At 46.2% G+C, this 24388-nt stretch carries 22 protein-coding genes; 16 read left to right on the forward strand and 6 right to left on the reverse strand.

The window, feature by feature from the left end; genetic code table 11:
• The first annotated feature begins 144 nt into the window (after window positions 1–144).
• From L1D44_RS06315 to L1D44_RS06335, 5 genes are all read left to right on the forward strand, one after another.
• Window positions 145–552, forward strand: a complete 408-nt coding sequence (locus L1D44_RS06315; protein WP_239889361.1) for a DUF2726 domain-containing protein — start codon at window positions 145–147, stop codon at window positions 550–552.
• 83 nt (window positions 553–635) lie between these two features.
• On the forward strand, window positions 636–1106 hold the full coding sequence (locus tag L1D44_RS06320; RefSeq protein WP_239889362.1) for a multiheme c-type cytochrome: 471 nt from the start codon (window positions 636–638) through the stop codon (window positions 1104–1106).
• Window positions 1107–1120: 14 nt separating this feature from the next.
• Window positions 1121–1804 (forward strand): 4Fe-4S dicluster domain-containing protein, encoded by a 684-nt coding sequence (locus L1D44_RS06325; RefSeq protein WP_239889363.1) that lies wholly within the window; start codon window positions 1121–1123, stop codon window positions 1802–1804.
• The gene (nrfD, locus tag L1D44_RS06330) at window positions 1801–2742 is read left to right on the forward strand and encodes a cytochrome c nitrite reductase subunit NrfD (RefSeq protein WP_239889364.1); all 942 of its coding nucleotides are present in this window, start codon (window positions 1801–1803) and stop codon (window positions 2740–2742) included. The genes L1D44_RS06325 and nrfD overlap by 4 nt, the downstream gene beginning before the upstream one ends.
• A 21-nt stretch (window positions 2743–2763) precedes the next feature.
• Entirely contained in the window at window positions 2764–3060 is a 297-nt protein-coding gene (locus tag L1D44_RS06335) for a cytochrome c3 family protein (RefSeq protein ID WP_239889365.1), read from the forward strand.
• A 225-nt stretch (window positions 3061–3285) separates the two neighbouring features.
• Here L1D44_RS06335 and L1D44_RS06340 read toward each other — a convergent pair whose 3' ends face one another.
• Window positions 3286–3747 carry a TerB family tellurite resistance protein gene (locus L1D44_RS06340; protein WP_239889366.1) on the reverse strand — a complete coding sequence of 154 codons (462 nt, stop codon included), beginning with the start codon at window positions 3745–3747 and terminating at the stop codon, window positions 3286–3288.
• 114 nt (window positions 3748–3861) lie between these two features.
• Window positions 3862–4380: a DUF2780 domain-containing protein gene (locus L1D44_RS06345; protein ID WP_239889367.1), complete on the reverse strand. Its 519-nt coding sequence runs from the start codon at window positions 4378–4380 to the stop codon at window positions 3862–3864.
• Between the two features lie 184 nt (window positions 4381–4564).
• On the opposite strand from L1D44_RS06345, the gene L1D44_RS06350 reads away from it, so the two are divergent.
• The 3 genes from L1D44_RS06350 to L1D44_RS06360 all read left to right on the forward strand — a co-directional run bounded on the left by L1D44_RS06350 (window position 4565) and on the right by L1D44_RS06360 (window position 8379).
• The gene (locus L1D44_RS06350; RefSeq protein ID WP_239889368.1) at window positions 4565–5299 is read left to right on the forward strand and encodes a hypothetical protein; all 735 of its coding nucleotides are present in this window, start codon (window positions 4565–4567) and stop codon (window positions 5297–5299) included.
• A 111-nt stretch (window positions 5300–5410) separates the two neighbouring features.
• Window positions 5411–6838, forward strand: coding sequence for a DUF4145 domain-containing protein (locus L1D44_RS06355; RefSeq protein WP_239889369.1), 1428 nt, complete (start codon window positions 5411–5413; stop codon window positions 6836–6838).
• Window positions 6839–7101: 263 nt separating this feature from the next.
• Window positions 7102–8379, forward strand: a complete 1278-nt coding sequence (locus L1D44_RS06360) for a hypothetical protein (protein ID WP_239889370.1) — start codon at window positions 7102–7104, stop codon at window positions 8377–8379.
• Window positions 8380–8394: 15 nt separating this feature from the next.
• Here the strand turns inward: L1D44_RS06360 and L1D44_RS06365 are convergent, their stop codons facing one another.
• Both L1D44_RS06365 and L1D44_RS06370 read right to left on the reverse strand, forming a co-directional pair.
• A complete protein-coding gene (locus L1D44_RS06365; RefSeq protein WP_239889371.1) occupies window positions 8395–8724 on the reverse strand; it encodes a hypothetical protein in 330 nt (109 codons plus the stop codon).
• A gap of 161 nt (window positions 8725–8885) precedes the next feature.
• A complete protein-coding gene (locus tag L1D44_RS06370) occupies window positions 8886–9854 on the reverse strand; it encodes a LysR substrate-binding domain-containing protein (protein WP_239889372.1) in 969 nt (322 codons plus the stop codon).
• A gap of 100 nt (window positions 9855–9954) precedes the next feature.
• Between L1D44_RS06370 and L1D44_RS06375 the strand changes: the two genes are divergently transcribed.
• Both L1D44_RS06375 and L1D44_RS06380 read left to right on the forward strand, forming a co-directional pair.
• The gene (locus tag L1D44_RS06375; RefSeq protein ID WP_239889373.1) at window positions 9955–11157 is read left to right on the forward strand and encodes a multidrug effflux MFS transporter; all 1203 of its coding nucleotides are present in this window, start codon (window positions 9955–9957) and stop codon (window positions 11155–11157) included.
• Window positions 11158–11360: 203 nt separating this feature from the next.
• Window positions 11361–11954, forward strand: a complete 594-nt coding sequence (locus L1D44_RS06380; protein ID WP_239889374.1) for a tRNA-uridine aminocarboxypropyltransferase — start codon at window positions 11361–11363, stop codon at window positions 11952–11954.
• Window positions 11955–12197: 243 nt separating this feature from the next.
• Here the strand turns inward: L1D44_RS06380 and L1D44_RS06385 are convergent, their stop codons facing one another.
• The gene (locus L1D44_RS06385) at window positions 12198–14345 is read right to left on the reverse strand and encodes an EAL domain-containing protein (protein WP_239889375.1); all 2148 of its coding nucleotides are present in this window, start codon (window positions 14343–14345) and stop codon (window positions 12198–12200) included.
• Window positions 14346–14716: 371 nt separating this feature from the next.
• Here L1D44_RS06385 and L1D44_RS06390 point away from each other — a divergent pair, with 371 nt between their 5' ends.
• The 3 genes from L1D44_RS06390 (at window position 14717) to L1D44_RS06400 (ending at window position 16793) form a co-directional block, all read left to right on the forward strand.
• Window positions 14717–15082, forward strand: a complete 366-nt coding sequence (locus L1D44_RS06390) for a hypothetical protein (RefSeq protein ID WP_345773627.1) — start codon at window positions 14717–14719, stop codon at window positions 15080–15082.
• A gap of 37 nt (window positions 15083–15119) precedes the next feature.
• Window positions 15120–15755 carry a class I SAM-dependent methyltransferase gene (locus L1D44_RS06395; RefSeq protein ID WP_239889376.1) on the forward strand — a complete coding sequence of 212 codons (636 nt, stop codon included), beginning with the start codon at window positions 15120–15122 and terminating at the stop codon, window positions 15753–15755.
• Window positions 15756–15821: 66 nt separating this feature from the next.
• Entirely contained in the window at window positions 15822–16793 is a 972-nt protein-coding gene (locus tag L1D44_RS06400; protein ID WP_239889377.1) for a hypothetical protein, read from the forward strand.
• Window positions 16794–16806: 13 nt separating this feature from the next.
• On the opposite strand, the gene L1D44_RS06405 is transcribed toward L1D44_RS06400, so the two are convergent.
• Window positions 16807–17475 carry a PilZ domain-containing protein gene (locus L1D44_RS06405; RefSeq protein WP_239889378.1) on the reverse strand — a complete coding sequence of 223 codons (669 nt, stop codon included), beginning with the start codon at window positions 17473–17475 and terminating at the stop codon, window positions 16807–16809.
• A gap of 274 nt (window positions 17476–17749) precedes the next feature.
• Between L1D44_RS06405 and L1D44_RS06410 the strand changes: the two genes are divergently transcribed.
• The 3 genes from L1D44_RS06410 to L1D44_RS06420 all read left to right on the forward strand — a co-directional run bounded on the left by L1D44_RS06410 (window position 17750) and on the right by L1D44_RS06420 (window position 24302).
• Window positions 17750–19081, forward strand: coding sequence for a pitrilysin family protein (locus L1D44_RS06410; protein WP_239889379.1), 1332 nt, complete (start codon window positions 17750–17752; stop codon window positions 19079–19081).
• Complete coding sequence (locus L1D44_RS06415) at window positions 19078–20544, forward strand: pitrilysin family protein (protein ID WP_239889380.1); 1467 nt, start codon at window positions 19078–19080, stop codon at window positions 20542–20544. The genes L1D44_RS06410 and L1D44_RS06415 overlap by 4 nt, the downstream gene beginning before the upstream one ends.
• Window positions 20545–22055: 1511 nt before the next feature.
• Window positions 22056–24302, forward strand: coding sequence for a YadA C-terminal domain-containing protein (locus L1D44_RS06420; RefSeq protein WP_239889381.1), 2247 nt, complete (start codon window positions 22056–22058; stop codon window positions 24300–24302).
• Window positions 24303–24388 lie beyond the last annotated feature (86 nt).

Genomic DNA, 24388 nt, shown 5'->3' on the forward strand with positions numbered 1-24388 from the left:
CAATACTGATTGTGCGTTAAAAATAAATTAAATTATTAAAATGTAAGTTTGGAGGTCGTTATGAGTGCGTCTGTGATTTTAAGTTATGCTTTCATATACTTCGTATTGTTTCTTGTTGTGCCGTTTGTGCTGGTTGTATTTGCTATGACATGTATAAAATTCTTCAAATCAACTGAATTTGTAGCATCAAATATCAAATTGAAGCCAAACTCGTTAGAGAGTCAAGCAGGCAGTTTCATCAATAAGTTAAATACATTAGTAAATGGCAAGTATAACGTTCTATATGGCACAACATTAGATAGTCTTTGTGATATAGACAAGAACGAAAAAGAGCAAGATGCTCATAGCTACTTGCAGGATTGTCATCTCGATTATGTATTAGTGGATAGTGAGTCTGCAACGGTAAAGCTAGTTATCACAGATCCACAGCATAACTCAGAAGAGAATAATCGCTTCATCGATACCACATTGGCACAAATGGGAGTGAAGGTGCTTCATTTGGCTAAGAATGATTGCGATGAAACCCTGCTCAAGAGTTCTTTAGTCGCTTAATCCCACTCGGTGTTGTAACAACCGTTACAACACCTTTATTCCAACTTTCTTTATTTTATCACTTAGCAATGTGAGGACACCCCATGTCCAGATTCTTTAGATACACAGCTCCAGTGCTGATGAGCATTTTAGTTGTGGTGGCTGCTTCGACAGTCTCAATTAGGGTAGTTGCAGCAGAGTTAAAAATTAATGAAAACAAGCAATGCATTATGTGCCATAAGCGCAATGGAATAATGCATGGTGTCCATGCAAATGATGCTTTGGATATCCGCTGTCAAGATTGCCATGGAGAGAAAGGGGGGCACCCCAGAAAAGCGTCAAACCTGATTGGGTTTAGCCAGAAATCGACAGCAGATGCGGCCACTCAAACTCAAAGCTGCTTGAAGTGTCATGCTCACGATGTGCTAGCTCTGCATGATTGGACCCATGACGCTCACTCTAACAAGGTTAATTGTGCGGGTTGCCACACGCTGCATTCCAATATAGACCCTATGGTGGATGTGTCATTTCAAGATCGCAGTAAATTGTGTGTCAGCTGCCATGCGACTAAATGATTAGGGGAATTAAGATGTCTAATTCTAGAAGGTTATTTTTAAAGGGTGCGTGTGTTGCAGTGGTCGGTGCTTCAGGCTTCACCCTCGCCAGGGCAAAAAGCACTTCAGTTGCCAATGTCGAACCAGCTTGTAAATACGCCTTAGTACATGATGAAACTAAGTGTATTGGCTGCGATGCGTGTTCCATCGCTTGTCGTGAAGTAAACCAAGTGCCTGAAGGCGTTAGCCGGTTGGAGATAGAGCGCAAAGGGCCATTTGGCGAGTACCCTAATCAGCAATTTCATTTTACACGTATCTCTTGCCAGCATTGCGATGATGCGCCATGCGTGAAAGTGTGTCCAACAGGCGCGGCCTATAAAGATCCTAAAACAGGTATTGTTGTGGTTGATGAGTGGAAGTGTGTTGGTTGCCAATACTGTATTGCGGCTTGTCCATACCAAGTACGATTTATTAACCCAGTAACCAAAGCTGCTGATAAGTGCGACTTCTGCAAAGAAACTCGCCTTAAAGAGGGTAAGTTACCCGCTTGTGTGACCGCCTGCCCAACGAAAGCGCTCACCTTTGGAGACATTACCGAACCGCAGTCTCAAGTTGTACAAGTGCTTAAATCAGCCCCTAGCTACCGAACTAAAACCGATCTCGGTACTAGACCGAAAGTGTTCCGCATAGCATCACAAAGCGGGGAGATAAAACTATGAGTCCATTCCATTTTGAGAGCCTAACTTGGCCTTGGCCAATTGCTATTTATCTGTTTCTTGCTGGGATATCAGCCGGTGCTATTTGCTTTGCTGTTTTGCTAAAGCATTTTAAGTTAGGGCGGGATGCGTACAAGTCGGGCTTTGTTCAGGCGGCCTGTTTGATAGCGCCATTAGCGGTATTTGCTGGGCTGGGAATTTTAGTTATCGACTTAACTAAACCGTTTGATTTTTGGAAAATCCTGCTCTTCTATAACCCAACCTCGGTGATGTCTGTTGGGGTTGCGGTGTTGATGGTTTATCAGGTTGCGCTATTTGCTTGGCTAGCCTGTGTCTTCAAGGTGCCTGCACTGAACTGGTGTCAGGGGCGTTGGCCGATTGTTGACAAGTTATTTAATGCCATCGCTAAACACGAAGCAAGTATTACTGGCTTCTTGGTGATACTGGCCTTGTCATTAGGTGCGTATACCGGTTTCTTGTTATCGGCATTAACGACCTATCCAATGTTAAATAATCCGGTTCTGCCTCTACTGTTCCTCGTATCTGGACTCTCATCGGGGGCGGCTGGGACGTTACTTGGTGGTGTATTACTTAATGGTAACCCTGATGGCAAGGAGGTGCACTTTATCCACAATATTGAGATCCCAATGATTTTAGTAGAAATCGTGCTGATATTTACCTTCTTTGCAGGCTTGATCTTAACGGGTGGCCAAAGCCAAGTCGCCGCATTAACGGCAATAGGTGAAGGCTTCTGGGGTTGGATCTTCTGGGCGGGGGTTGTCGTTGTGGGCTTGAGTATGCCACTGGCCTTTAACTTGTTTATGAAGGCGTCCTCTAAGCGCAAGTTCTCTTATGTAGCGATTACAGCTAGCTGCAGCTTAGTTGGTGTGCTGTTACTGCGTAATTTCATCCTTTATACCGGCCAAATGACCGTTGCTTAATTATTTATTGAGGGTTTGAACATGCTTAAAGTTTTAGGGATAACAATTTTATTGAGCCTTTCAGCGGCCGTTTCAGCAACCTCTGTTGCCGATTCGCATACTGAGATGGCTGGTTGTGAATCATGCCATAAAGATGGTACGCCATCGGCTGATATGAGCTATGAGAACGAAACCTGTATCGAATGCCATGGGGCAATGAACGAGCTTGAGGGGGATGAACATAAACAGCATGACGGCATCATTACTTGTAGTGATTGCCATGTGGTGCATGAAACCCCTTCTGCGAGTGAAAGTTGCGCCAATTGTCACCAGCCTTAGGATAAAAAGGTCGTAAATTAAGAGTAGTGCAAACTATTCCACACACCGCAAGGACGCTTCTGGGCAGGACGCCATCTTCTGTGACTTAGCGGTTACCGCCAAGTACCCAACCTCCAAATGGGTTTGCCATCTTTTAAGATGGCTTTTTTGTTTTCAGCCTTAAACCACCAGCTTCAGAAGGTGGATTGTTTGTTTTTGCATAACTGCAGCTCAACATTGAACGGATTATGAAGACTTAGCCTGCTGCTCCATGGCTATATTACGCATCTGGATAAGTTCGCTGTGGCGCAGGTAGAGCAGCTCTGCCGTGCGTCGAATGATCTGATCTTCATACTGGCATAAGTGACCATCTGCATAGGCTAAACGCCACATGGCGAGGATGAGCTGCTGCTTTTGATTGATGTCAAAATTGTCATTAATCGCTTGGGTAAACTCATATAGTGAGATGGAGTTTTGCTGGGATAGCTTAGCGTCATGTACCAAGCCATGCACATCATCGCTGGCTAAGTTTAGGGTCGTCGTCAATAAGCTTGGTAATAGTTTGGCTTCTTGCTCAGACATGGTTTCATCTGCCATCACCACCTCCAACAATAAACTTGCCGCAGCAAGCTTTAAATGCTCTGCGCGCTCTTCATCTGATAGTTGGGTTTGTGGATTAGCGAAAAACTGTTTGAGCTTAGCGATCATATCGGCTCCGAAACCTTATGGGGATTACAGATCATTAGAGCCTAATTATGGCAAAGAGTTCCTTCTCAGCCAGTACTCATACTAAGCCGATGACTGAGAAGGGGAAAACAGAGGTTATAAAATGGAGTTTAGACCTTGCATCAGTAGATCGGCTGTTCCCGCACTACCATTGGTATCTAAATAGCCCTTAACGATATCGATCATCGGCGCCGCGAGTTCTTTGGAGATCCCTAATTGTTCGAAGGCATCATAAACCATGGCGCTACCCTGTAGAGACTCTCCGAGTCCACCAGCCTTTGACAGTAGCCCCGACATGCCAGAATCGTTGTCGAGTTCCGGGACCGCGCCCAATAAACCATCGATGCCAGGTATTGAATCGGCTATCGAGCTAAACTCGTTACTCCCCAAAGAGCTTTGAGCCAGTGACAATAGGCTACCCAAGCCTCCTTCTGCTTGCGTCTGACTCAGGCCGAGTTGAGACATAACCGTGCCGACTAAGTCACTCGATTGAGTCTGCTCAGTTTGCTCTTTGGCTGGTTCAGTCGCTTGGCCTAATTGGTCCAAAATTCCCGCATCTGTCGGCATACTCAAAAAGGCGGTCATGGTAAGCAGGGTTGCAGTCATTAATTTCATCGCGGCTATCCTTGTGTCGTCTAATCTCTCAATAATTGCCCATTCTAGCGTTTTTAACAATTTGTTTTCATTTTTTTGTTTCTATGGAGCACGTAATTGGTGATTTCAATTGTGCATTAATTTATAAACTTGGGTATCCTTAGCTTTAACTCGTGTTATTGAATTTTATCTTTTGGAAAACCCTATGCCATTGTCAGCAATATTGACTCAAGCTTTTAACTTTTTTCGAAATAATATTAGTCAGTTAGCGTTTTTGTTTGTGCCAATTTTATTTGTTCAGGTTGGTATACAGCTATGGCTAAGTTTAGAGATTAGCAGCGCCGATCTTGAAAATCCTCAATTTGGCACCAGCCACATGGTTGCCATGATGGTGCTACTGCTAGTGTTTTCGTTCCTGATTGCGGCGTTAACGCTATTTTTAGAGATCCGTTCTCAGGGTCATAGCCCATCGAATGGCATGATCTTGAAGACCAGTTTGAACTTTGTGCCAGCATTGCTGCTAGCAGGTGTCTTCTCTGGTCTTGCGGTACTTGCCCCAGTTATGATTTTGGCAGCAATTAACGTGAACTTAATGATCATAGGTATTTTTGTATCCCTATATCTATTCGCGCGTCTGGCATTTGTTAACTTTATGGTTGTGGTCGAACGCCTGACACCGATGGAAGCGATTAAGCGTAGCTTCAGTTTTAGTGGTCCTATCGCCCTTAAGACTATTGTAGTGTTACTGCTTTATATCCCATTGTCGCTGTTTGGCGGTATGTTGGCGCAACTGACTCAAATAGGCGGTATTCCTGTCCAGTTGGTTGGTGAAGTTATCGTGGCGTTTTTCGGTCTATTTGTGAACGTTGCACTCTTCCGTCTATATATGGTGTCGCGTCCAACGCCTGAAACACCTGGCAACATCCAACACGAAGAGTAATACTCCTCCATAGAGGCTACTCTCTAGCTTTGCAGCTGCGCACTTGCGTGAGCTGCAAGCCTAGCTTGTTATCTACAAAGTAAAGGTTATTCTTGATTAGGGGTAAACGTCTTGTTGAACGATATTGAGTTCGTCAATCTGTTCTCTGCCGAATTGGGCAAGGATTATCGCAAGGCCAAAAGTTATGTAAAAGATGTACCAACTCAGGCGCTGCTGCATGTACGTAGTTTTAGCCATAAGCTTACTAGTTTGCTTGCTGAGCCCAAGAAGGTGCGCTTCGATAGCCCTAACCTGTATGACCGTATCGAGCAGCTGAATCAGCGTAGGCTCATCGATGTTAAGACGACACGCGCACTACATAAGCTTAGAGCCGATGGCAACCGCGGCGCCCACCCTGAAAAGTATCACCTTACTCCCGAGCAGTTACAGCAGCTAAGTGAGCGCTCGATTAAGCAGCTTTTATCCTTAGTGGAGTCGCTGTTTGTTACCGTGACTAAGCAAGAAAAACCCGAATATTACTTCGAGGATTTTGACTCCTTAGCGGGACGAGATCTCTGTTATCGCGCGGTCATGGAGCGAGATCCTGAGTCTCAGTACCTAGTCGGTATGTCGTTAAAGACCCGGGCTCTGATGCAGCGTGAGCAGGAGCTTGCGCTACAGGATAGCCGCGAAGAGGCGGTAGAGGAGCGCTCTACGGCATCGTTAAAGCAGGCGAGTTATTGGTTTTCTCAGGCGGCGGATAAAGATTTAAATGCCCTGTACGAGCATGGCGTATCACTGATCCATGGTTATAGCGGTGAGACCGATGTGGTAGCCGGAGAGCTGGCGATTGCCAAGGCCGCCGATGCCGGAATCGCGAATGCGATGGCGCTGCTAGGCTATTTTTATTTAGTGGGGAGTAAACAGTTTAGCGTCGACTCGAGTCTGGCTCAGAAATACCTTAGTGAAGCGGCTAAGCTTGAGCAGTCAGAGGCGATGGCGAACTTAGGTGTACTCTATTATCAACAAGATGATCTAGAGAGTGCCTATAAGTATATACATCGCGCGGCTCAGGCTGGCTTCCCCCATGCCCAATATCATCTAGCCTTGATGTTGGCACGTGGTGAGGGTTGCCAACAGGATGCAATTAAGAGTGCCTATTGGATGGCTGAGGCTGCGGAGCTGGGTCAGGTCGATGCCATGCTATCTTGCGCACAGGAGATGCTGCATGATGACGGTGCGATGGGACAAGATCTGTCACAGGCAGAAACTTACCTACGAGAAGTCATTAAGTACGGCCATAGTGTGCCAGCAATGATCGAACTCAGTATCGCTCTTGCGGATGGTATTTTGGGGCGAATCGATGTCGTTTCGGCTGCTGCATTGCTTAAGATGGCGCGAGAGCGGGCTAACCCAACCGAGCTGGAGGTTATTTTGCCTCTATGGGAGTCTCTGGCTCTGCAAGTCGATACCGTGCTGGAAATGACGACATCGCCTCAAGAGCGAGCGTCATTAGACAAGGCGGCTGAGCTACTCAGTGAGTCGCCAGTATCAGAATAACTATGCGGTTATGGTGATAAGTTAGTGGGCAAGTCTGGTACTTAAGTTTGACTCGTTCAGCTACGCTTGGACTACTTTCTTAATGGGAATGAGCTTGCATCGCTGGTTCAGTTAACTGAGATTATCACTTCTAGGCCGCAGCTTCTTTCTCTGTTTCATTTCAGGTCTATGACTAGTTAATCAATTTTTCTCACGCGCTGCACATTGTATAATATATGCAAATGTTGTAAGTTTGGCTCTCATTTACCCGCTAGGAGTCTTTTTTGTCACACTCAGATACTGAACAAGTCGAACAAGGCTGTGCTAAATCCTCATCCTATGAAGCACAACAGCAAGCCCTTAATCGGTTTGCAGAGCGCTATATTAAGCTCGTTTTAGCCGTAGGACAGCACGACTGCTACTATGTCGATGCTTACTATGGCCCCGAAGAGTGGCAGAAAGACACCTATTGGCAACCGTTAGCAGAACTTCAGCTGCAGCATCAACAAGGCTGTGAGGTTTTAAGGGGGATGACCGACGAGCTCTGTGAGCCAGAGTTGGTGGAGCGGCATAATTTCCTTCAGACGCAGTGGCTCTCTATTGGTGCATATCTAGATTTCCTGCAGGGTAAACAGCGTAGCTTCAATGAAGAAGCCGTGGCTTTATACGACTGCCAACTGGCCGAGTACTCGCTGCTTGAACATAGGCAAGTGCTAACTGAAATCGATGCCCTGCTACCAGGAGAAGGCTCGCTGACCGATCGCTATAACCAGTTTAAGGCACAATTTATTGTCCCTAAGGATAAGGCTGCTGAGGTCTTCTTGGCTGCGGTTGAACTTGCGCGGATGCGCACCAAGCAGCATATGGCTCTACCCGAAAACGAAAGTTTTGAGATTGAGTATGTAAACGATAAGGTATGGACCGCCTATAACTGGTACAGAGGCGATTTCCATAGCCTAATTCAGTTAAACCAAGATCAACCCTTGGGGATCGAGCGTTATCTGGAGTTGGCATCACATGAAGGCTATCCGGGCCACCATGTATTTAATCTATTGCAAGAGCAGAAGTTGGTGAAAGCTAAGCAGTGGTTGGAATACGCTATCTATCCGTTATATAGTCCGATCTCCTACCTGTCGGAAGGCAGCGCAAACTATGCCTTGAGTCTTATCTTAACCGATGAAGAGGCGATAGCCTTTGAGCGTGATGTATTGATGCCTCTGGCCGGATTAGAGGGCGATCTTGCGCTATTCCACCGAGTATTAAAATTGGTTAAAAAGCTGGGCTACTATGAGAATTACGTTAGCCAATGCTTAACCGATAAGTTAGTCGATGCAGCAACGGCAGAGAAAATGTTGATTGAAGGCGCACTCTACCCAGAGTCTCGTGCTAAGCAGCGAGTGCTGTTTTATGAGCGTAATCGCTCTTATGTGATCAATTATAGCGTTGGCGAAGATGCGGTAGCGACTTGGGTTGAGGCGGAAGCGCAAACTCAAGCGCAAAAATGGGCGCGCTTCGAAAGCCTATTATCTAGGCCTCTAAACGCGTCGGATATGCTGATTTAATCTTAACGAGCCTAGTTAAACGGGCTCATTAGGATTATGTTCGAAGGTACGGCCTTGGCGTGGTGTTGAGGTCGGTGCTTCTTTATAAATCGTTTCCTGAAACTCTTCACTATATTGAAATTCTTGGTTGGCCTGCTGCTTTTGAAAACGTGCAAGCTGACGCTTTAAAAATACGCGTCCAAATAGGCTCAACGCTATGAAACTAATAGCGCCAAACAAGAGTAAAAATGGCAGAGCGACTAAGGCTAATGTCATAAACGCCAAACCGATAACGAATGCTAGCCAGCCACGGGTGCCAGAAAATCGATTTTGCATCGGATTGTGTTGAAATTGGCTATAAATCATAAGTTCTCCAAAATATCTTAACGCTAGCGTACAGGAAAAAGATGAATGCAGGCTGAACCACTGCGCCTTTTATTCCTGAAATGTGTGCTCGTTGTGGAACAATACTGCCGACTATTTGAACCAAGATCACGTTAATAAAGGTTAATCTAATTTAACTCGCATCAGTTATGGCTGTTAGAGAGTGCTTTGGCCACGCTCTCGCAGATAATCTCTTTTACCCATCTATGCCCCGGATCCTCGGCGCTGCGCTCATGCCAAAGTAGTACGTAGGCCAATGGTATAAACTCAATCGGTAGTGGTAACTCCACTAAAGGGTAAAGCTTCTTAGCGTGCTGGGCAAAACTAGCGGGCAGGGTAAAGATCAGATCGCTATGGGCACAAACACTGGCGGCGCCATAGAAGTCGGGTACGATAGTACTTAATCGGCGGTGATGGCCTAAATCGGCTAGGTGGTAATCCAGCGCCCACCAATCGTTTCCTTCACAGCGCACTTGCACATGCGGCATCTGTAGATAGATATCCAGATCCCAATGGCCTGCTGTGACCGTCGAGAGAATAGGGTGGTCTTGGCGCACTAAGCACACCTGATGATCGGTAAACAGGGTTTGGTGCGCGATACCGTCGGGTAACCTATCCACTTGAAAGGCCGATTGCGGATGCAGTTCCCGCCCGGCAAAACCAAAATCAATCTGTCCCTGTTGAATAGCTTGTAGAGAATTTTCGCTCCATACAAAGCTATCAAGCTTAAGGTTGGGAGCGCGGTTAAGTAATGTGCCGATGAAGTTAGGCAATAAGGTTTCGTATGCGCTCTCTACCATGGCAAATGAAAACTGGCGGGTGCTGTTATGGGGCGTAAAACCAGGTGGTAGTGTCAATTGATACAGGCTTTGTAGGCTTTGAGGCAGTAATTTGCCTAACTGTATTGCGTGCGCTGTTGGCTTGAGTCCGTGGGCTGTGCGCAAAAAGAGTGGATCCCCTAGCGTGTCCCTTAAGCGGTTTAAACTTTTACTTAGCGCCGACTGACTGACATGTAGGCGGTTAGCCGCGCGAGTCACGCTCTCCTCTTCGAGTAATACTTGCAGAATCACTAACAGGTTTAGATCGATACGCACGAGATTATCAAGTTTCAAAGATATTCCTCATTGGAAATTCATAATGGAAATAATATCATTTCTGTTCATACCTTAGTTTGATTACTATAGCGCTGTTTTCCTAATTCTGAGAAAGATCATGCGCCGTAGTTTGTTACCTATTTTATTGCCCTTGGTGATTTTAAGCCCTTTGGCTATCGATATTTATCTGCCCTCTATGCCTGCAATGGCTGCAGAATTTTCAGTGTCTGCGAGTGAGATCCAATCGACACTAGTGCTTTTCCTATTCGCGATGGGCACAGGGCAGTTACTTATCGGCCCATTGGCAGACCGCTACGGTCGTCGCCCCGTTGCCATTGGTGGCATCGTTTTTTACATGGCAAGCAGTCTGTTAGCTGCTGTTGCCGTGGAGTTTCACTGGCTTCAAATCGCCCGAGTCATGCAGGGCTTAGCGGCATGCTCGACCTCGATCGTGGTGTTCAGCGCGGTGCGAGATTGTTTCTCTCCGAAAGAGGGGGCACGTTACTACAGTTACCTAAACGGCATGATCTGTATTATTCCTGCTTTAGCACCGACATTAGGTGGTATGTTGGCGCTGCAGTTTGGCTGGCGTTCTAACTTCATCTTTATGGCATTGTATGGCTTAGTTATTCTGGCTTTAGTGAGCTTACGCTTACCTGAGACTCGTCCAAAAAATACGATTAGTGATGGTCCGCTATATCGCTGGGCACGCTATAAGCCTGTGATCACCGAGCCGCACTTCCTGTTTTACGCCATCTCTTGTATGGCGGGTATGGCAGCGATTCTTTGTTATGTCTCCTATGCGCCAGTATGGCTCATTGGGCACCTAGGCGTGTCGGAACTCACTTTCAGCGGTCTATTTGGCCTTAACGCAGCCGTGAATATCATCGCCTGTTTTGCTGCGCCGTTAGTGATTAAGAAGCTAGGTAACCGACCAACCGTTATCACCGCATTGGTATTGATGCTGCTGTCTGCAGTGACTCAAGTTATCGTCCAGGTCCTAGGCCCACAGTCAGGCTTGATGGCGGCTTATAGTTATATGTTGCCTATGATGCTGCTATGTATTGGCTTCGCGCTGCTGCTTGGGCCAGCAACCAGTATGGCGTTATCTGCCTTTGGTGAGAGAGCGGGCACGGCAACGGCGATGCTTGGATTCATTCAGATGAGTGGCGCTTCTCTGTTAACGGCACTCATACAGCAAACGAACCTAACCGCTCCCTATGCCGTAGCTGTGTTAATGGGCGGCGGAGCGCTAGCATTGCTGGCTATGATGGCAATGCCAAAGTTCAATCATTGGCATCAAGAACAGCACGCCTATTAGATTGAGTTGCCGAGTTCGCTCAGCTGTAGATAGTAAAAGTTAACTTTGTTTCACCCTGAAACACCTTTAGCCTGCATTGACTAACCATCTTTGCAGGCTTTTTTTGCTAGATTTACTCAGATTGCAAAGCCGAGTAATCGTGTAATTTGTATCAAGAGTCGGCTACAATTTGGAGGTTATTCTAATCATAATTCTGAGGTTTTGTGTCCCGTCCAACTTGTCCAAACTGCCACTACCCGCAAAACGCCTGTCTGTGTGCCAGTATTGAAACCATGCAGGTCAAGCCTGAGCTAATTATTTTACAAGATCCGAGCGAAGTAGGGCATGCGAAAAACAGTGTGCGCCTGTTAGAGTTAGTTATTCCAAATACTCAAGTGGTGGTGGGGGAAACTGCCGATGATTTTGCAGTGTTGCGTGAGCAGTTAGCGCAGTCGAAAAAGCCGGTTTATTTAGTTTATCCGTCAGACACCAGTGTATCGGCAAACCAGACTAAGATTGAGAGCGAGGTGATTCTACTTTTCTTAGATGGCACTTGGCGTAAGGCCTATAAGCTGCTGCAGCTTAACCCATGGTTACAGGCTTACCCTGCGCTGCATTTGGATCTGGATTCGGCTTCAAATTACACCATTCGTAAGGCGAGTCGCAGCGATAGTTTGTCAACATTGGAAGCCGCAGCCATGATGCTGAAGGCAATTGACGCTAAGCAAAATGTTGCACCTTTAACGAATGCATTAAGTGCTATGGTGGAACAGAGGCTCGCTTCTATGCCTGCCGATGTGCGGGCTCGATATCGATAAGCTTTATTTAAAATAGTGGTTTTTTTATTCGATGTTTGAAGCTGAGAAAATTTAGTTACATTTTGGTATAAACTTTTGTGATTTAAGTTGTTTATTCCTTAGAAAAACGCCGTTGATATCACGCTAATTTTTCAGCGAATAGGGTTTAATAAGCTCATCATCTTAGGGTGATGATTGGGGCTACGCCGGCAACAGCTTTTGCAGGGGGCGACACTGAATAACTCATTCAGAGTGCTGGCGTAGCTACCTTCCTGACACTCGGTAGTGGCTCTGTTGGGCATCATAGATTGAACTCAGCTGGTCGCGTGTAAAGCTTTCGGCTGTCACGGGCTTATTGAAGAAATATCCCTGTCCCATACCTTTACCTAAACTCAATAACAGATCTCTTTGAGATTGCGTTTCTATCCCCTCGACAACAAAGTCGATCTCTAACGTTTGCGCTAATTGCATTATGGCCTTGCAAAGTTTTTGGCCTTGATTGGTGTTTAAGCGCTGAGCAAAAGCGGAATCGATTTTCAAGCTATCGATGGGCAAGCTACTGAGTCGGCTCAAGGAAGATAGCCCCGCGCCAAAGTCGTCTATTGCTATATTGATATTCATCTGTTTTAGCTGGGCTAAGATATTTGCCATGAACTTAGGTCGATGAATAAGTGCACTCTCGGTGATTTCAATGATCAATGTATTAGCGGGTAGCCGAGTGCGGGCAAGTAGCCCTTTAAGCATGGGAATAAAGTCAGGGTGTTCGAGCTGAGAGCGTGAAATATTGACGCTGATCTTAAGCTGAGAGTCGAACTCTTGGTGCCACTGCTGCATCTGTATGCAAGCTTGCTCTATCGCCCACTGACCAATACTTACCATCAGACCCGCTTCTTCTAGCAGAGGGATAAAGTCTTGTGCTTCAACGATGTCGCCATGACTCTGAGTCCAGCGTAGCAGGGCTTCAACTGCCACAATGTCGTTAGACTCTAAATCGGTAATACTCTGATAGGCTAAGCTAAACTGTCCAAGTCCTTGGGCATGGCGCAGATCATTTAACGTGTGTAACTTCTTCTCTGCGGCTTCACGTATGGTCGCGTTATAGAAACGAATATGGTTCGGACTCTTCTTTGCTGAATACATGGCAGTATCGGCCATGCTTAACAGTTGATTGGGTTCATCGCTTTGCTGTGGAAATAGCGAGATCCCTATACTTGTACCTAGATAGAATTTCTGACCATTAATTTCAAATGGTGCCTCAAACAGTGACAAGATCAGTTCAGAAAAGGCTTCTATCTCTTCGCGGTTATGGCATAGGGGCAGAACCAAGGTAAACTCATCACCACCGAGACGGGCGATTTCGGCATTCTCGATACAGCAGGCTTCTAGGCGAGCTGCTACCAGTTGCAGAACCTTATCTCCCGTGGAGTGCCCAAAGCTGTCGTTAATATTCTTAAAGCCATTGAGATCTAAGAACATTAAGGCACCAATCATCCCTGGGGAGTCCTTGATGTTATTGATCGCTTTATTGAGCAGCTGGATCAGATGAAAGCGATTAGGGAGGCCCGTCAGTTTGTCATACATGGCTTGCTGGGTCAGCTTGGCTTCTAGTGCTTTCTTCTCACTAATATCACTGAATAAATTGACATAAAACACTGTGTTATTCGCGTAGATCCGTCGACAACTTTGCCATGCAGGGAAAGTTGAGCCGTCTGAGCGACACTTCCTCACTTCCCCCTGCCAACTTCCGGTTCCTTTTAAAGGAGTATCGGGTACTGAGCTTTCCAGTTGTAACTCGAGCTTAAGCTCTTGTGGTGTCCGATTTAATAAATGCTCAGCGCTATAGCCACAGATCCGACACATCGCCTTATTAACAGCCAATATTTGCTCGTCTTCATTGGTGATATAAACCGCTTCAGCGCTGTCTTCTAAAGTGATCGACATCAGCTCTTTTGGCAAGGTTTCAAAGCCATTGCTGATGCTCGCTCGGCTACGTTTACGTCTATCCATAGGCTGGAATAAGACGAGCATTATCTGCTCGCCATCGAGTTGTGCGGGATAGAGGGTTAACAGGGTTGGGAGCTCTTTACCTTGCTGGCTCATATGTAGCCAGTTAAATGAGACGACTTCGCCATTGGCTGCCTTTTTTATCATCTGCAGACCATATTCGACACTGCTTTTTCCTGAGGATTGCAGTCTAGGAGAGAAGTCGAAGGGGGTTGCGTGAATAAAGTTTTGCTCTAGGCTTTCAAAATAACTGAGTGCAGCCGAGGTTGCCGCCAAAAAATGCTGTCCCTGTAGGATAGCTATTGCGGTTGATTCCGATTGGTGTTGCCAGTGTGAGAGTTGTTCGGATAGCGCTGGATCTGCAGAAGATACACGTGGGTACAACTTAGACCAGGTTAACACACTCATACACTCTTCCCTTTTTGCATGACATTTCTAGACGTAAATGACTCTTACTTCAGCAGCTAAAGTGATTATTTTGATATAGCTTAGTCGGTTTGGCGTCAAAAATACCCTTATTTGACGCTTTGTACAATTAAGATGTAACAAAATTGAATCTAGAGAACATTTACATAAAAAAAACCAGTGTTCTGCGAGTGTAGACTTGAACTCACCTTAAAAAATATGAAGATGGGGTTTCTGGTTAACTCACTGAACTTAATGATAATTTGTCAGGATGAAGCCTAATATTTTATAGGGTTGAACAAAAGGCCGTGTCAATGTGAATGAATTGGTTAAAATAGACGGCCAAGAAGAGGATGTTAGGACAAGGAATAACAGTGGCAATTAAACATTTTCTATCGCTTTCACACGTGTTGGCGATAAGTGTCATCATGTTGAGCAGTTCTGGATTAATGGCTGCACAGCCAGCAACGAACCGTACCGACTCTTTGTCTGAACAAGCGGAAAAAGCTAAGCTGCGAGTCGAGAGCGAACAGCTGAAAAAAGCCCGTGAAGCAGCAAAGCAGACTGAGGCGCGAGAAAAGAAAGTCTTGGATAGACAGGAGTCTGGCGACTGGGAAAGCGAGCAAAGAGAGAAGGCGCAGCAGCAATTTAATCAGCGAGAATCTCGTCAAGAGAAGTACTTGCGGGAAGCGAAAGAAGCGGCAAGTCGCGAACGCAAAATCCCCAAACCTTTTGAATAGTGAATGATTACCAAATGAGTAGAGTTAGGAATATCCTGTGAGTATTTGTCCCCTGTGTCAGCAGCCTAGTTTACAGGCTTTCCATCAAGATAAGTTTAGAGCGTATCAGCGCTGCGATAATTGCCAGCTGGTCAGTGTTCCAGATAGCTTCCTACTCAACAGTGAGGACGAAAAAGCGGTTTACGATCAGCATCAAAATAATCCAGATGATCTCGGCTATCGCAAATTTTTGTCAAGGGCGCTGGATCCTGTTTTGGAGCGAGTATCTCAAGACGCCGAGGGGTTAGATTTTGGCTGTGGCCCAGGCCCAACGATCAGCGTGATGGCAGCAGAAAAGGGCATTAAAGTTGAGAATTACGATCTCTATTATTGTCACGATCCTAAAAAGCTGCAGAAGCAATATGATTTTGTCACTATTACAGAGGTGATTGAACATGTCGCGGATGCTAAGTCTTTATTAGCGACATTAGATAGCCTGTTAAAACCGGGCGGTTTACTGATGATTATGACTAAGCGCGCAGGCGATCTTGAGGCTTTCAGCAGGTGGCATTATAAAGGCGATCCGACTCATATTCGTTTTTACTCAACGGCGACTTTCGAGTGGATAGCGCAGCACTATGATTGGCGCTTAGATGTACTGGGGAATGATGTAGTTCTGCTTACTAAACCTTAAACTTCCCCTGCCTTAATGGTGGGCGGGCAAGTGTTTTGCGAAAATATGAACAAAGGAATGAACGACATGAAAATAGCAAGATGGACATCTATCTACTCGCTGTGGATCTGTTTAAGCCTGGCGCTATCGAGCGCCGCTATGGCCGCAAACCATGAGGTGATTAGCTTCTTGAATAAAGAGGATGCAGCCGAAGTACTGACTCAAGAGGATGATTTCGTGCGTGGGATCAGCCAATTTGATATGGCCTCACGGATGAAGCGAGAAGATAGTCCGACTAAGCGTGAGTATTTAAGCTTTGTTGGCGAGCAGACCTTAAACTGGACGCCCCAAGAGCGCAGCGCCGTGACGCAAGCATTTGCGCAGCTTCAACCTAAGTTGAAGTCATTGAACGTGGTGTTACCTGAGCCGATTGAGTTTATTAAGACGACTGGGCTCGAGGAGGGAGGCGCCGCTTATACTCGCGGTCAAGCTATCGTACTGCAGCAGAAGCAGCTTGCCAATGTGTCAAGATTACCCAGCTTAATTGCCCATGAACTATTACATGTCTATTCTCGTTTTAACCCTGAAATGAAGCGAAAGCTTTATCAAGCAATTGGGTTCTACCCTGTGGGGGAAATTCCTTTTCCAGCACCGATTGCTAAGCAAAAAATTACTAATCCAGATGCACCGATTAATGACTTTGCTATCAGGGTCAGCTATCAGGGGAAAATGGTCTGGGTGGTGCCGATTCTGTACTCAGAGGATGAGCAATACAGCTTAGAGCGAGGCGGAGAGTTTTTTGATTACCTCGAGTTTATGTTTGTGGTTATCGGCAGTGACGAGCAGCCTAATATGACAGCTTACGATCCTGATAATGCACAAATTGTAAAGGTATCTGAATTTAAAGGCTTCTTTAAGCAGATTGGTCGCAATACTAACTATATTATCCACCCTGAAGAGATCATCGCAGAGAATTTCTCCTTCCTGATGACAGGAGAGGTTGAGCTTAAATCGCCAGAATTGCTACACAAGATAGAGCAGGTGTTTTTAGCGCAGTAAGCGGTAGCTAAGGTTACTGGTTTAGGTGCAGTAAGATGATCTGCTGCACCAAGTGCTCATTCTGCTCTAACTCGGCATCGAGAGTAAATCCGTATTGAGCGAGTCTTGAAGAGGGATCGAGCTCTTGCTGATTTTTGATGGTAATAGCTATGCTCTTTTCCTCGCCATCGAAGTTCATCTTAAGTCGATACTGACTATCGATATTAGCACTAGCTAGTGCCTCGCTGACAAAGGCGCCCCCCTTAATAGAGATATCCCTTAGGTAGCCTGTCGAGAGGATCTCATCGGAGTCTATCCTTATTAAGCTGGCGCTGATATTGATTGGGATGCGTGAGTGCTGCCTTAGGGAAACGGTTTGTAGCTCTCCTGGGTAGCGTATAACGAGCCAACGTCCCACAACAGAGATGACTTGGTGAATATTGCTTCTAAACGCTAAGATATTGGCATCTTGCTCATCGCTACTGACGACCCTAACTATCACGCTCTGCTTGTCGGTAATAAACGCACTGGCACCCCGCCAAGCCTTGTCATTGCCATGGGCTAAGATCACCGCACGCCCGGGGTCGACACCAATTAAGCGACTGCGCAGGCGTATGTTACTTGTCGGCGTTAGTAGTTGTAGGTGCACCTCTGTATTGCAGGTGAGACTATCTAAGGTGTTGAAATCCCTCTCTGATAACATAAACGTCCTTTGGTTCATGAAATAGGCTCTAAGCGAAATGATATATAAGCGTAGTTAAAGTTAGCATGCAACTGGGTTTATGTCAGATTAACCAGAGGTTACAAATGTTTGTCGTTGTTCATTTGATTTTCATGACAAATTGCTTTTTGATGTTAACTGATTTTATTGTGGTCAATGATCGCGCACAGCTAATCACACCAGTTCAGAGTCAAAATCGAGGAATGACATTCCGCCATCTTCTTGATGGCGAGGGTGCTTAAACAAGGAGCGAATAATGAAGCGCTACACTAAGGCGTTGGTACTGTCTATTGGCCTGCTGCTAGCAACGCCAATGGTACAAGCAACGCAGGCCAAAGATATCCAGAGTTTCACTTTGGATAACGGCATGAAGATTATGGTATTGGAAGACAGTTCGATACCTAACGCCAATATGTACCTTTTTTGGAAGGTGGGCTCACGCAATGAGGTGCCGGGGATCACCGGGATCTCGCACTTCTTTGAACACATGATGTTTAATGGTTCGAAGAAATATGGCCCTAAGATGTTTGACCGCACCATGGAAGCGGCTGGTGGGGCAAACAACGCCTATACCACGGAGAACTTAACCGTCTATACCGACTGGTTCCCTGCAAGCGCACTAGAAACTATTTTTGATCTTGAAGCCGATCGTATCGAGAATTTAGATATCAACGAGCAGATGGTCGAAAGTGAGCGTGGCGTAGTGGCCTCAGAACGTTTGACCGGGCTAGAAAACTCTAACTGGCGCGTGTTGCAAGAAGAGCTTAAAGGTGCCGCCTTCAGAGCGCACCCTTATAGCTGGTCGGTCATCGGCCATGAATCAGATATTGCCGCTTGGACGTTAGAAGACTTAACCCAATACCACAAGACCTATTACGCACCAAACAACGCGGTAGTGGTGATAGCTGGCGATGTGAAATTGGCCGAAGTGAAGCGGTTAGCCGATAAATACTTTGCGCCTATTCCTGCACAGGCACCACCGCGAGAGGTGAAAACTGTCGAGCCGCTACAAAAGGGGGAGCGCCGCGTCTTCGTGCAGAAGGCATCGGTAAGTACTCCCAATGTTATGCTAGGCTACCACATTCCTGCCACCTCAAATGCCGACTATTACGCCCTAGATCTACTGTCATCCATCTTGACCACAGGCAACAGCTCGCGCATGTATCAAGGCTTAGTCGATAAGCAAATCGCTATCGAAGTCGATACCTATATGCCAATGTCATTCGACCCGAACCTGTTTTATGTCATGGGCGTGGCTAATCCAGGAGTGACTGCGCCGGAGCTAGAAGATGCGATGATCAGCGAGATCAACCGCATTGCTCGTGACGGTGTAACGGCTGAGGAGCTTGAAAAGGTAAAAAATATCAAGTTAATGGGCTTTTATCGCGCCATGGAAACCATTAACGGTAAGGCCAATACCATAGGCACCTATGAGTTATTCTTCGGCAGTTATGACAAGCTGTTTAACGCACCAGAGGCCTATAACAAGGTCACGCCTGAAGATATTCAGCGTGTGGCGCAAACTTACCTGAAACGTGCAAATCGCACCGTTGCCGTGCTGGCTGCAACCGAGGAGGCTGACCAATGAGAAAGTGTAATTCAACCCTAAGCGCCTCGAAAGCCCTGCTGCAATCGAAGAAATTAATCACAGCGATGGCCGTTGCGGGTACGTTAGCTTTTACGGGGTGTGCCGCTAATACCGAGAGTAGCAACACAGTGGATACCGGCAGTTTTAGCGTGCCAGCCTATCAAAAGGTAATCCTTTCTAACGGTTTAACCGTGTATATGATGCCCCAGCGTGAAGTGCCACTCATCACTGTGGACGCTATAGTTCGAGCGGGAGCCGTCAACGACACCACTTCAGGTGTCGCGGAGATGACCGCAGCAGGTTTGATGCTAGGTGCTGGTGGCAAGAGTAAGCTTGAGATAGAACAAGAGGTGGATTTCTTAGGGGCCAGCCTAAGCAGTGGTGCTGGTAAAGAGGGCAGCTATATTAGTGCTAACTTTATGGCGAAAGATTCCGACAAGATGCTGCCGCTAATCAAGAATATGTTGCTTGCGCCAGATTTCGATACCAAAGAGTTTGATAAGTTACGCCAGCGAGAAATTGCCGGTTTATCGCAATCGAAAGAGAGTCCGCGAGCGGTGATCAGCCGTTACTTCGATAAGCTGGTTTTCGGTGAGCATCCCTACGGTAATGCTACATCGGGTAACCGCGATTCGTTAGCCGAGCTGACCATTGCACAACTTCGGGCCTTCCATAAGAGCTACTATCAGCCATCAAACACGGCCATCAGTGTTGTGGGGGACTTTGAACCTGCACAGATGCAGGCCAAGTTAGAAAGTTTGTTTGCAGATTGGCAAGACTCTGAGCCCGTATCGCTAGTCGAGCTGTCAAAAGGCCTGCCTAGGTTTGATAACAGTGAGGTGTTGCTGGTGGATAAGGGAGATGCCATCGAGACTACTTTCCTGATCGGTGGCATGGGGATCAGCCGTGATAACCCAGATTTTGTTGGGCTTACCGTGGTCAATACCATCTTAGGTGGTCGCTTTACCTCATGGCTAAATGATGAGTTACGAGTCAATGCGGGTCTGACTTATGGGGCGCGCTCAGGTTTTAGTGCCTACTCTGCCGCGGGTACCTTTAAGATCAGCACTTTTACTAAGACCGCAACCACCAAGGAAACCATTGACCTTGCACTTAAGACCTATGCAAGGTTGTGGCAGCAAGGCTTAGACCAAGCCACCTTGGACTCGGCCAAAGCTTATGTAAAAGGCCAGTTCCCGCCTAAGTATGAGACCAGCAGCCAGCTTGCAGGCTTGATGACAGATATGTACCTGTACGGTTTCGACGATGCCTTTATCAACGAGTTTCAGGCAAAGGTGGATGGCTTAACGCTAGAGGAATCTAAGCGTTTAATCGATACTTACTTCCCGAAAGAAAACCTACAGTTTGTCATCATAGGCAACGCGGCCAAGATAGCGCCGATTGCCAAGGAGTATGGCAAGGTCAAGCAGGTGGGTATCACCGAAGTTGGCTTCGGCGGTTAAGCTCCCCTCGAACATAACTCATGAGTGTAATCAGCAAAAAGCCGCGACTATCGCGGCTTTTTTGTGTCTGCAATCCCAACCTCATTTTAAAACCGTCAAAGTTAAGCTTACCAGTGAAAAGGTGGGAACTTCCTGTTAGTGCTGGTTTTTAATACTAACTTTCTTAATCCTCTTAGTGATGCCTAGTAATCGACGAATACCCAAAATGCTTCACAGGAATTAACACCAACTAGGGTATTTTACTGTGAAAAAATCAATCATCGCTTTGTCTGTTTTATCTGTAATGTCTACTAATGTGTTTGCTCAAGATAGCCGTAGTATTCGAGAGGCGGTAGAGCAGAATGACTTGTTTATCGGCTCGCAAGATGAGCGTTATGAATATGCTGAAAAATTTAAGGGGGAGCTTAGCTTAGCCAAGAACCTTGTGAGCGTAAACAATAAGGTAGAGCGCAATACTATCGATATTCTTGATAATCGAAGCAAGATACTGTCGATTAATGAATATGCAAAAGAGAATATTGGTGATTGGGAAATCACTCGTAACAAAACGGGTCATGAAACTATTTCTGGTGCTATACAGCAACAGCATGACAACATTGTTAAGTTAGATAAGAATCAAAATCTGTTACGTGAAGATGGCGCTCAAGCGCTAAACAGCATGGCAAAAGCTGGCTTTAATGAAGCTGCGCGCCTCGATAAGCGTATCGATGATATCTCTTTTGATGATTCAGCATTGCGCAAAGATGGCGTTCAAGCGTTAAACAGCATGGCAAAAGCTGGCTTTAATGAAGCTGTGCGCCTCGATAAGCGTATCGATGATATCTCTTTTGATGATTCAGCATTGCGCAAAGATGGTACTCAAGCGCTAAACAGCATGGCAAAAGCTGGCTTTAATGAAGCGGCTCGTCTCGATAAGCGTATCGATGATATCTCTTTTGATGATTCAGTATTGCGCAAAGATGGCACTCAAGCGCTAAACAGCATGGCAAAAGCTGGCTTTAATGAAGCGGCTCGCCTCGATAAGCGTATCGATGATATCTCTTTTGATGATTCAGCATTGCGCAAAGATGGCGTTCAAGCGCTAAACAGCATGGCAAAAGCTGGCTTTAATGAAGCTGCGCGTCTCGATAAACGCATCGATGATATCTCTTTTGATGATTCAGCATTGCGCAAAGATGGCACTCAAGCGCTAAATAGCATGGCAAAAGCTGGCTTTAATGAAGCGGCTCGTCTCGATAAGCGTATCGATGATATCTCTTTTGATGATTCAGTATTGCGCAAAGATGGCACTCAAGCGCTAAACAGCATGGCAAAAGCTGGCTTTAATGAAGCGGCTCGCCTCGATAAGCGTATCGATGATATCTCTTTTGATGATTCGGCATTGCGCAAAGATGGCGTTCAAGCGCTAAACAGCATGGCAAAAGCTGGCTTTAATGAAGCTGCTCGTCTCGATAAGCGTATCGATGATATCTCTTTTGATGATTCAGCATTACGTAGAGATGGNAAACAGCATGGCAAAAGCTGGCTTTAATGAAGCGGCTCGCCTCGATAAGCGTATCGATGATATCTCTTTTGATGATTCGGCATTGCGCAAAGATGGCGTTCAAGCGCTAAACAGCATGGCAAAAGCTGGCTTTAATGAAGCTGCTCGTCTCGATAAGCGTATCGATGATATCTCTTTTGATGATTCAGCATTACGTAGAGATGGCGTTCAAGCGCTAAACAGCATGGCAAAAGCTGGCTTTAATGAAGCGGCGCGCCTCGATAAGCGTATCGATGATATCTCTTTTGATGATTCAGCATTGCGCAAAGATGGCGCTCAAGCGCTAAACAGCATGGCAAAAGCTGGCTTTAATGAAGCGGCTCGCCTCGATAAGCGTATCGATGATATCTCTTTTGATGATTCGGCATTGCGCAAAGATGGCGTTCAAGCGCTAAACAGCATGGCAAAAGCTGGCTTTAATGAAGCTGCTCGTCTCGATAAGCGTATCGATGATATCTCTTTTGATGATTCAGCATTACGTAGAGATGGCGTTCAAGCGCTAAACAGCATGGCAAAAGCTGGCTTTAATGAAGCGGCTCGCCTCGATAAGCGTATCGATGATATCTCTTTTGATGATTCGGCATTGCGCAAAGATGGCGTTCAAGCGCTAAACAGCATGGCAAAAGCTGGCTTTAATGAAGCTGCTCGTCTCGATAAGCGTATCGATGATATCTCTTTTGATGATTCAGCATTACGTAGAGATGGCGTTCAAGCGCTAAACAGCATGGCAAAAGCTGGCTTTAATGAAGCTGCGCGTCTTGAGAAGCGCATCGACAGAATCAATCGCGATGGTTATGACGATACTCAATTAAGACAAGAAGCATCAGAGTATGCTGCTCATGTTGATAAAGATGTAGATAGTCTGTTTAAGGGGGTCAGTCAAAACTTCCATGCAATTACCGATCTTAAGCTAGAGCATGAGGTTTTAGTCGATAAAGGTGAAGTTGCTTATAACTCACTGCGTGCCGATGGTGCACGTGAAGTCGCTAAATTTGAATCGGTGGCTAATGGGTTACATAAGTCTGGTCAGATGGAAGTGGCGCGTTTAGATTCTGAAGTTGATCGTCTTGATAAGCTTATTGATGAAACTGCAAGCAAAGGTTATGACGACAGTGCGTTGCGTGCAGAAGGGGCGCGAGAAATTGCCAAACTTGAATCTGTGGCTAATGGGATTCAGCGTACAGGCGAGATTGAACGTGCCAAGATGAACGATTCTCTTCGTGCCGATGGCGCGCGTGAAGTTGCTAAGCTTGAGTCGGTTGCTAATGGCCTAGATCGTAAAGGGGAGTTAGCGTACAACTCTTTAGCAAAGCGTATCGACGAAGTTGCTGAAAAGGGTTACGACGATAGCCAGATCCGTGAAGATGGCCAAGCGGCTTACGAAGATGCTTTAGCAAAAGGTGAGCACGCCTATAAAGACTTGGCGGAAAAAGGTCAGGAGTATGTGGATGGCAAGTTTAATAAGCTGAACGGGGACTTTAAAGAAACCCAGCAGGCTATGGTCGTTGTTCAAAACCAAGCTCGCCAAAACCATGAGCATATCGGTGAGAATCGTCAACGCATTGCAGATAACGAAGCCGCTATCGAAGAAGCTAAAAATAGCGGTGGTGCAGCGATTACCGATGCCGATCTGAAAGCGGCTCGTGCTGAAGCCAAGCAAATTGCTAATAACGCAGCTAATAAGGCGATAGAAGATGCGGTGAGTAATGTTGAGATCGACGCTGACACTGCAAAAGCTGTTGAGGTAGAAGTCGCTAAGGTTGCCGAGAAGGCTATTGCGGATGTGGTATCAAAGGTGGATACCGATGCCGCATTGAAAGAATTCTTTGATACGCTTAATAAGCAGGACCGCGCTATTCGTGGTGATGGTGCAGCTCAAGTGGCGCGCTTAGATGGCCGTATCGATGCCAACACTAAGGCTATTGAGGAAAACACCAAGAAGATAGAAGCACTTGAAAATCGTATCGATGGTTTCCAAGATTACATGAATGAAAATGCCGCCATGACTAACGCATTATCTGGTCTGCCTCAGCCATATGGTGTCGGTAAAGTGCAAGTGGGTGTGGGTCTAGGTTTTGCCAGTGACAAGAAGGCGGTCGCCATTGGTATGGGCTACCGTGCAACTGACGCAGTCGTTATCCGCGCGGGTATCTCTAAGTCGGCATGTAGTCGCGGTGATGTTCAAGGTAATGTTGCTGTGGGTTATGAGTTCTAGAGTTGAAGAACCCTTGCCAAGGATGGCGAACCTAATGGATCTAGGTTTACATTAATTTGAGGAAAGATATACACAAAAAAGCCGCT

The sequence above is a fragment of the Shewanella sp. Isolate13 genome (genome assembly GCF_022398325.1).
Taxonomy (GTDB): Bacteria; Pseudomonadota; Gammaproteobacteria; order Enterobacterales; family Shewanellaceae; genus Shewanella.

Coding starts and splice junctions, on each gene's coding strand:
- L1D44_RS06315 (WP_239889361.1), top strand. CDS start 145: ATGACATGTATAAAATTCTTCAAATCAACTGAATTTGTAGCATCAAAT.
- L1D44_RS06320 (WP_239889362.1), top strand. CDS start 636: ATGTCCAGATTCTTTAGATACACAGCTCCAGTGCTGATGAGCATTTTA.
- L1D44_RS06325 (WP_239889363.1), top strand. CDS start 1,121: ATGTCTAATTCTAGAAGGTTATTTTTAAAGGGTGCGTGTGTTGCAGTG.
- nrfD (WP_239889364.1), top strand. CDS start 1,801: ATGAGTCCATTCCATTTTGAGAGCCTAACTTGGCCTTGGCCAATTGCT.
- L1D44_RS06335 (WP_239889365.1), top strand. CDS start 2,764: ATGCTTAAAGTTTTAGGGATAACAATTTTATTGAGCCTTTCAGCGGCC.
- L1D44_RS06340 (WP_239889366.1), bottom strand. CDS start 3,747: ATGATCGCTAAGCTCAAACAGTTTTTCGCTAATCCACAAACCCAACTA.
- L1D44_RS06345 (WP_239889367.1), bottom strand. CDS start 4,380: ATGAAATTAATGACTGCAACCCTGCTTACCATGACCGCCTTTTTGAGT.
- L1D44_RS06350 (WP_239889368.1), top strand. CDS start 4,565: ATGCCATTGTCAGCAATATTGACTCAAGCTTTTAACTTTTTTCGAAAT.
- L1D44_RS06365 (WP_239889371.1), bottom strand. CDS start 8,724: ATGATTTATAGCCAATTTCAACACAATCCGATGCAAAATCGATTTTCT.
- L1D44_RS06375 (WP_239889373.1), top strand. CDS start 9,955: ATGCGCCGTAGTTTGTTACCTATTTTATTGCCCTTGGTGATTTTAAGC.
- L1D44_RS06385 (WP_239889375.1), bottom strand. CDS start 14,345: ATGAGTGTGTTAACCTGGTCTAAGTTGTACCCACGTGTATCTTCTGCA.
- L1D44_RS06400 (WP_239889377.1), top strand. CDS start 15,822: ATGAAAATAGCAAGATGGACATCTATCTACTCGCTGTGGATCTGTTTA.
- L1D44_RS06405 (WP_239889378.1), bottom strand. CDS start 17,475: ATGTTATCAGAGAGGGATTTCAACACCTTAGATAGTCTCACCTGCAAT.
- L1D44_RS06410 (WP_239889379.1), top strand. CDS start 17,750: ATGAAGCGCTACACTAAGGCGTTGGTACTGTCTATTGGCCTGCTGCTA.
- L1D44_RS06415 (WP_239889380.1), top strand. CDS start 19,078: ATGAGAAAGTGTAATTCAACCCTAAGCGCCTCGAAAGCCCTGCTGCAA.
- L1D44_RS06420 (WP_239889381.1), top strand. CDS start 22,056: ATGGCAAAAGCTGGCTTTAATGAAGCGGCTCGCCTCGATAAGCGTATC.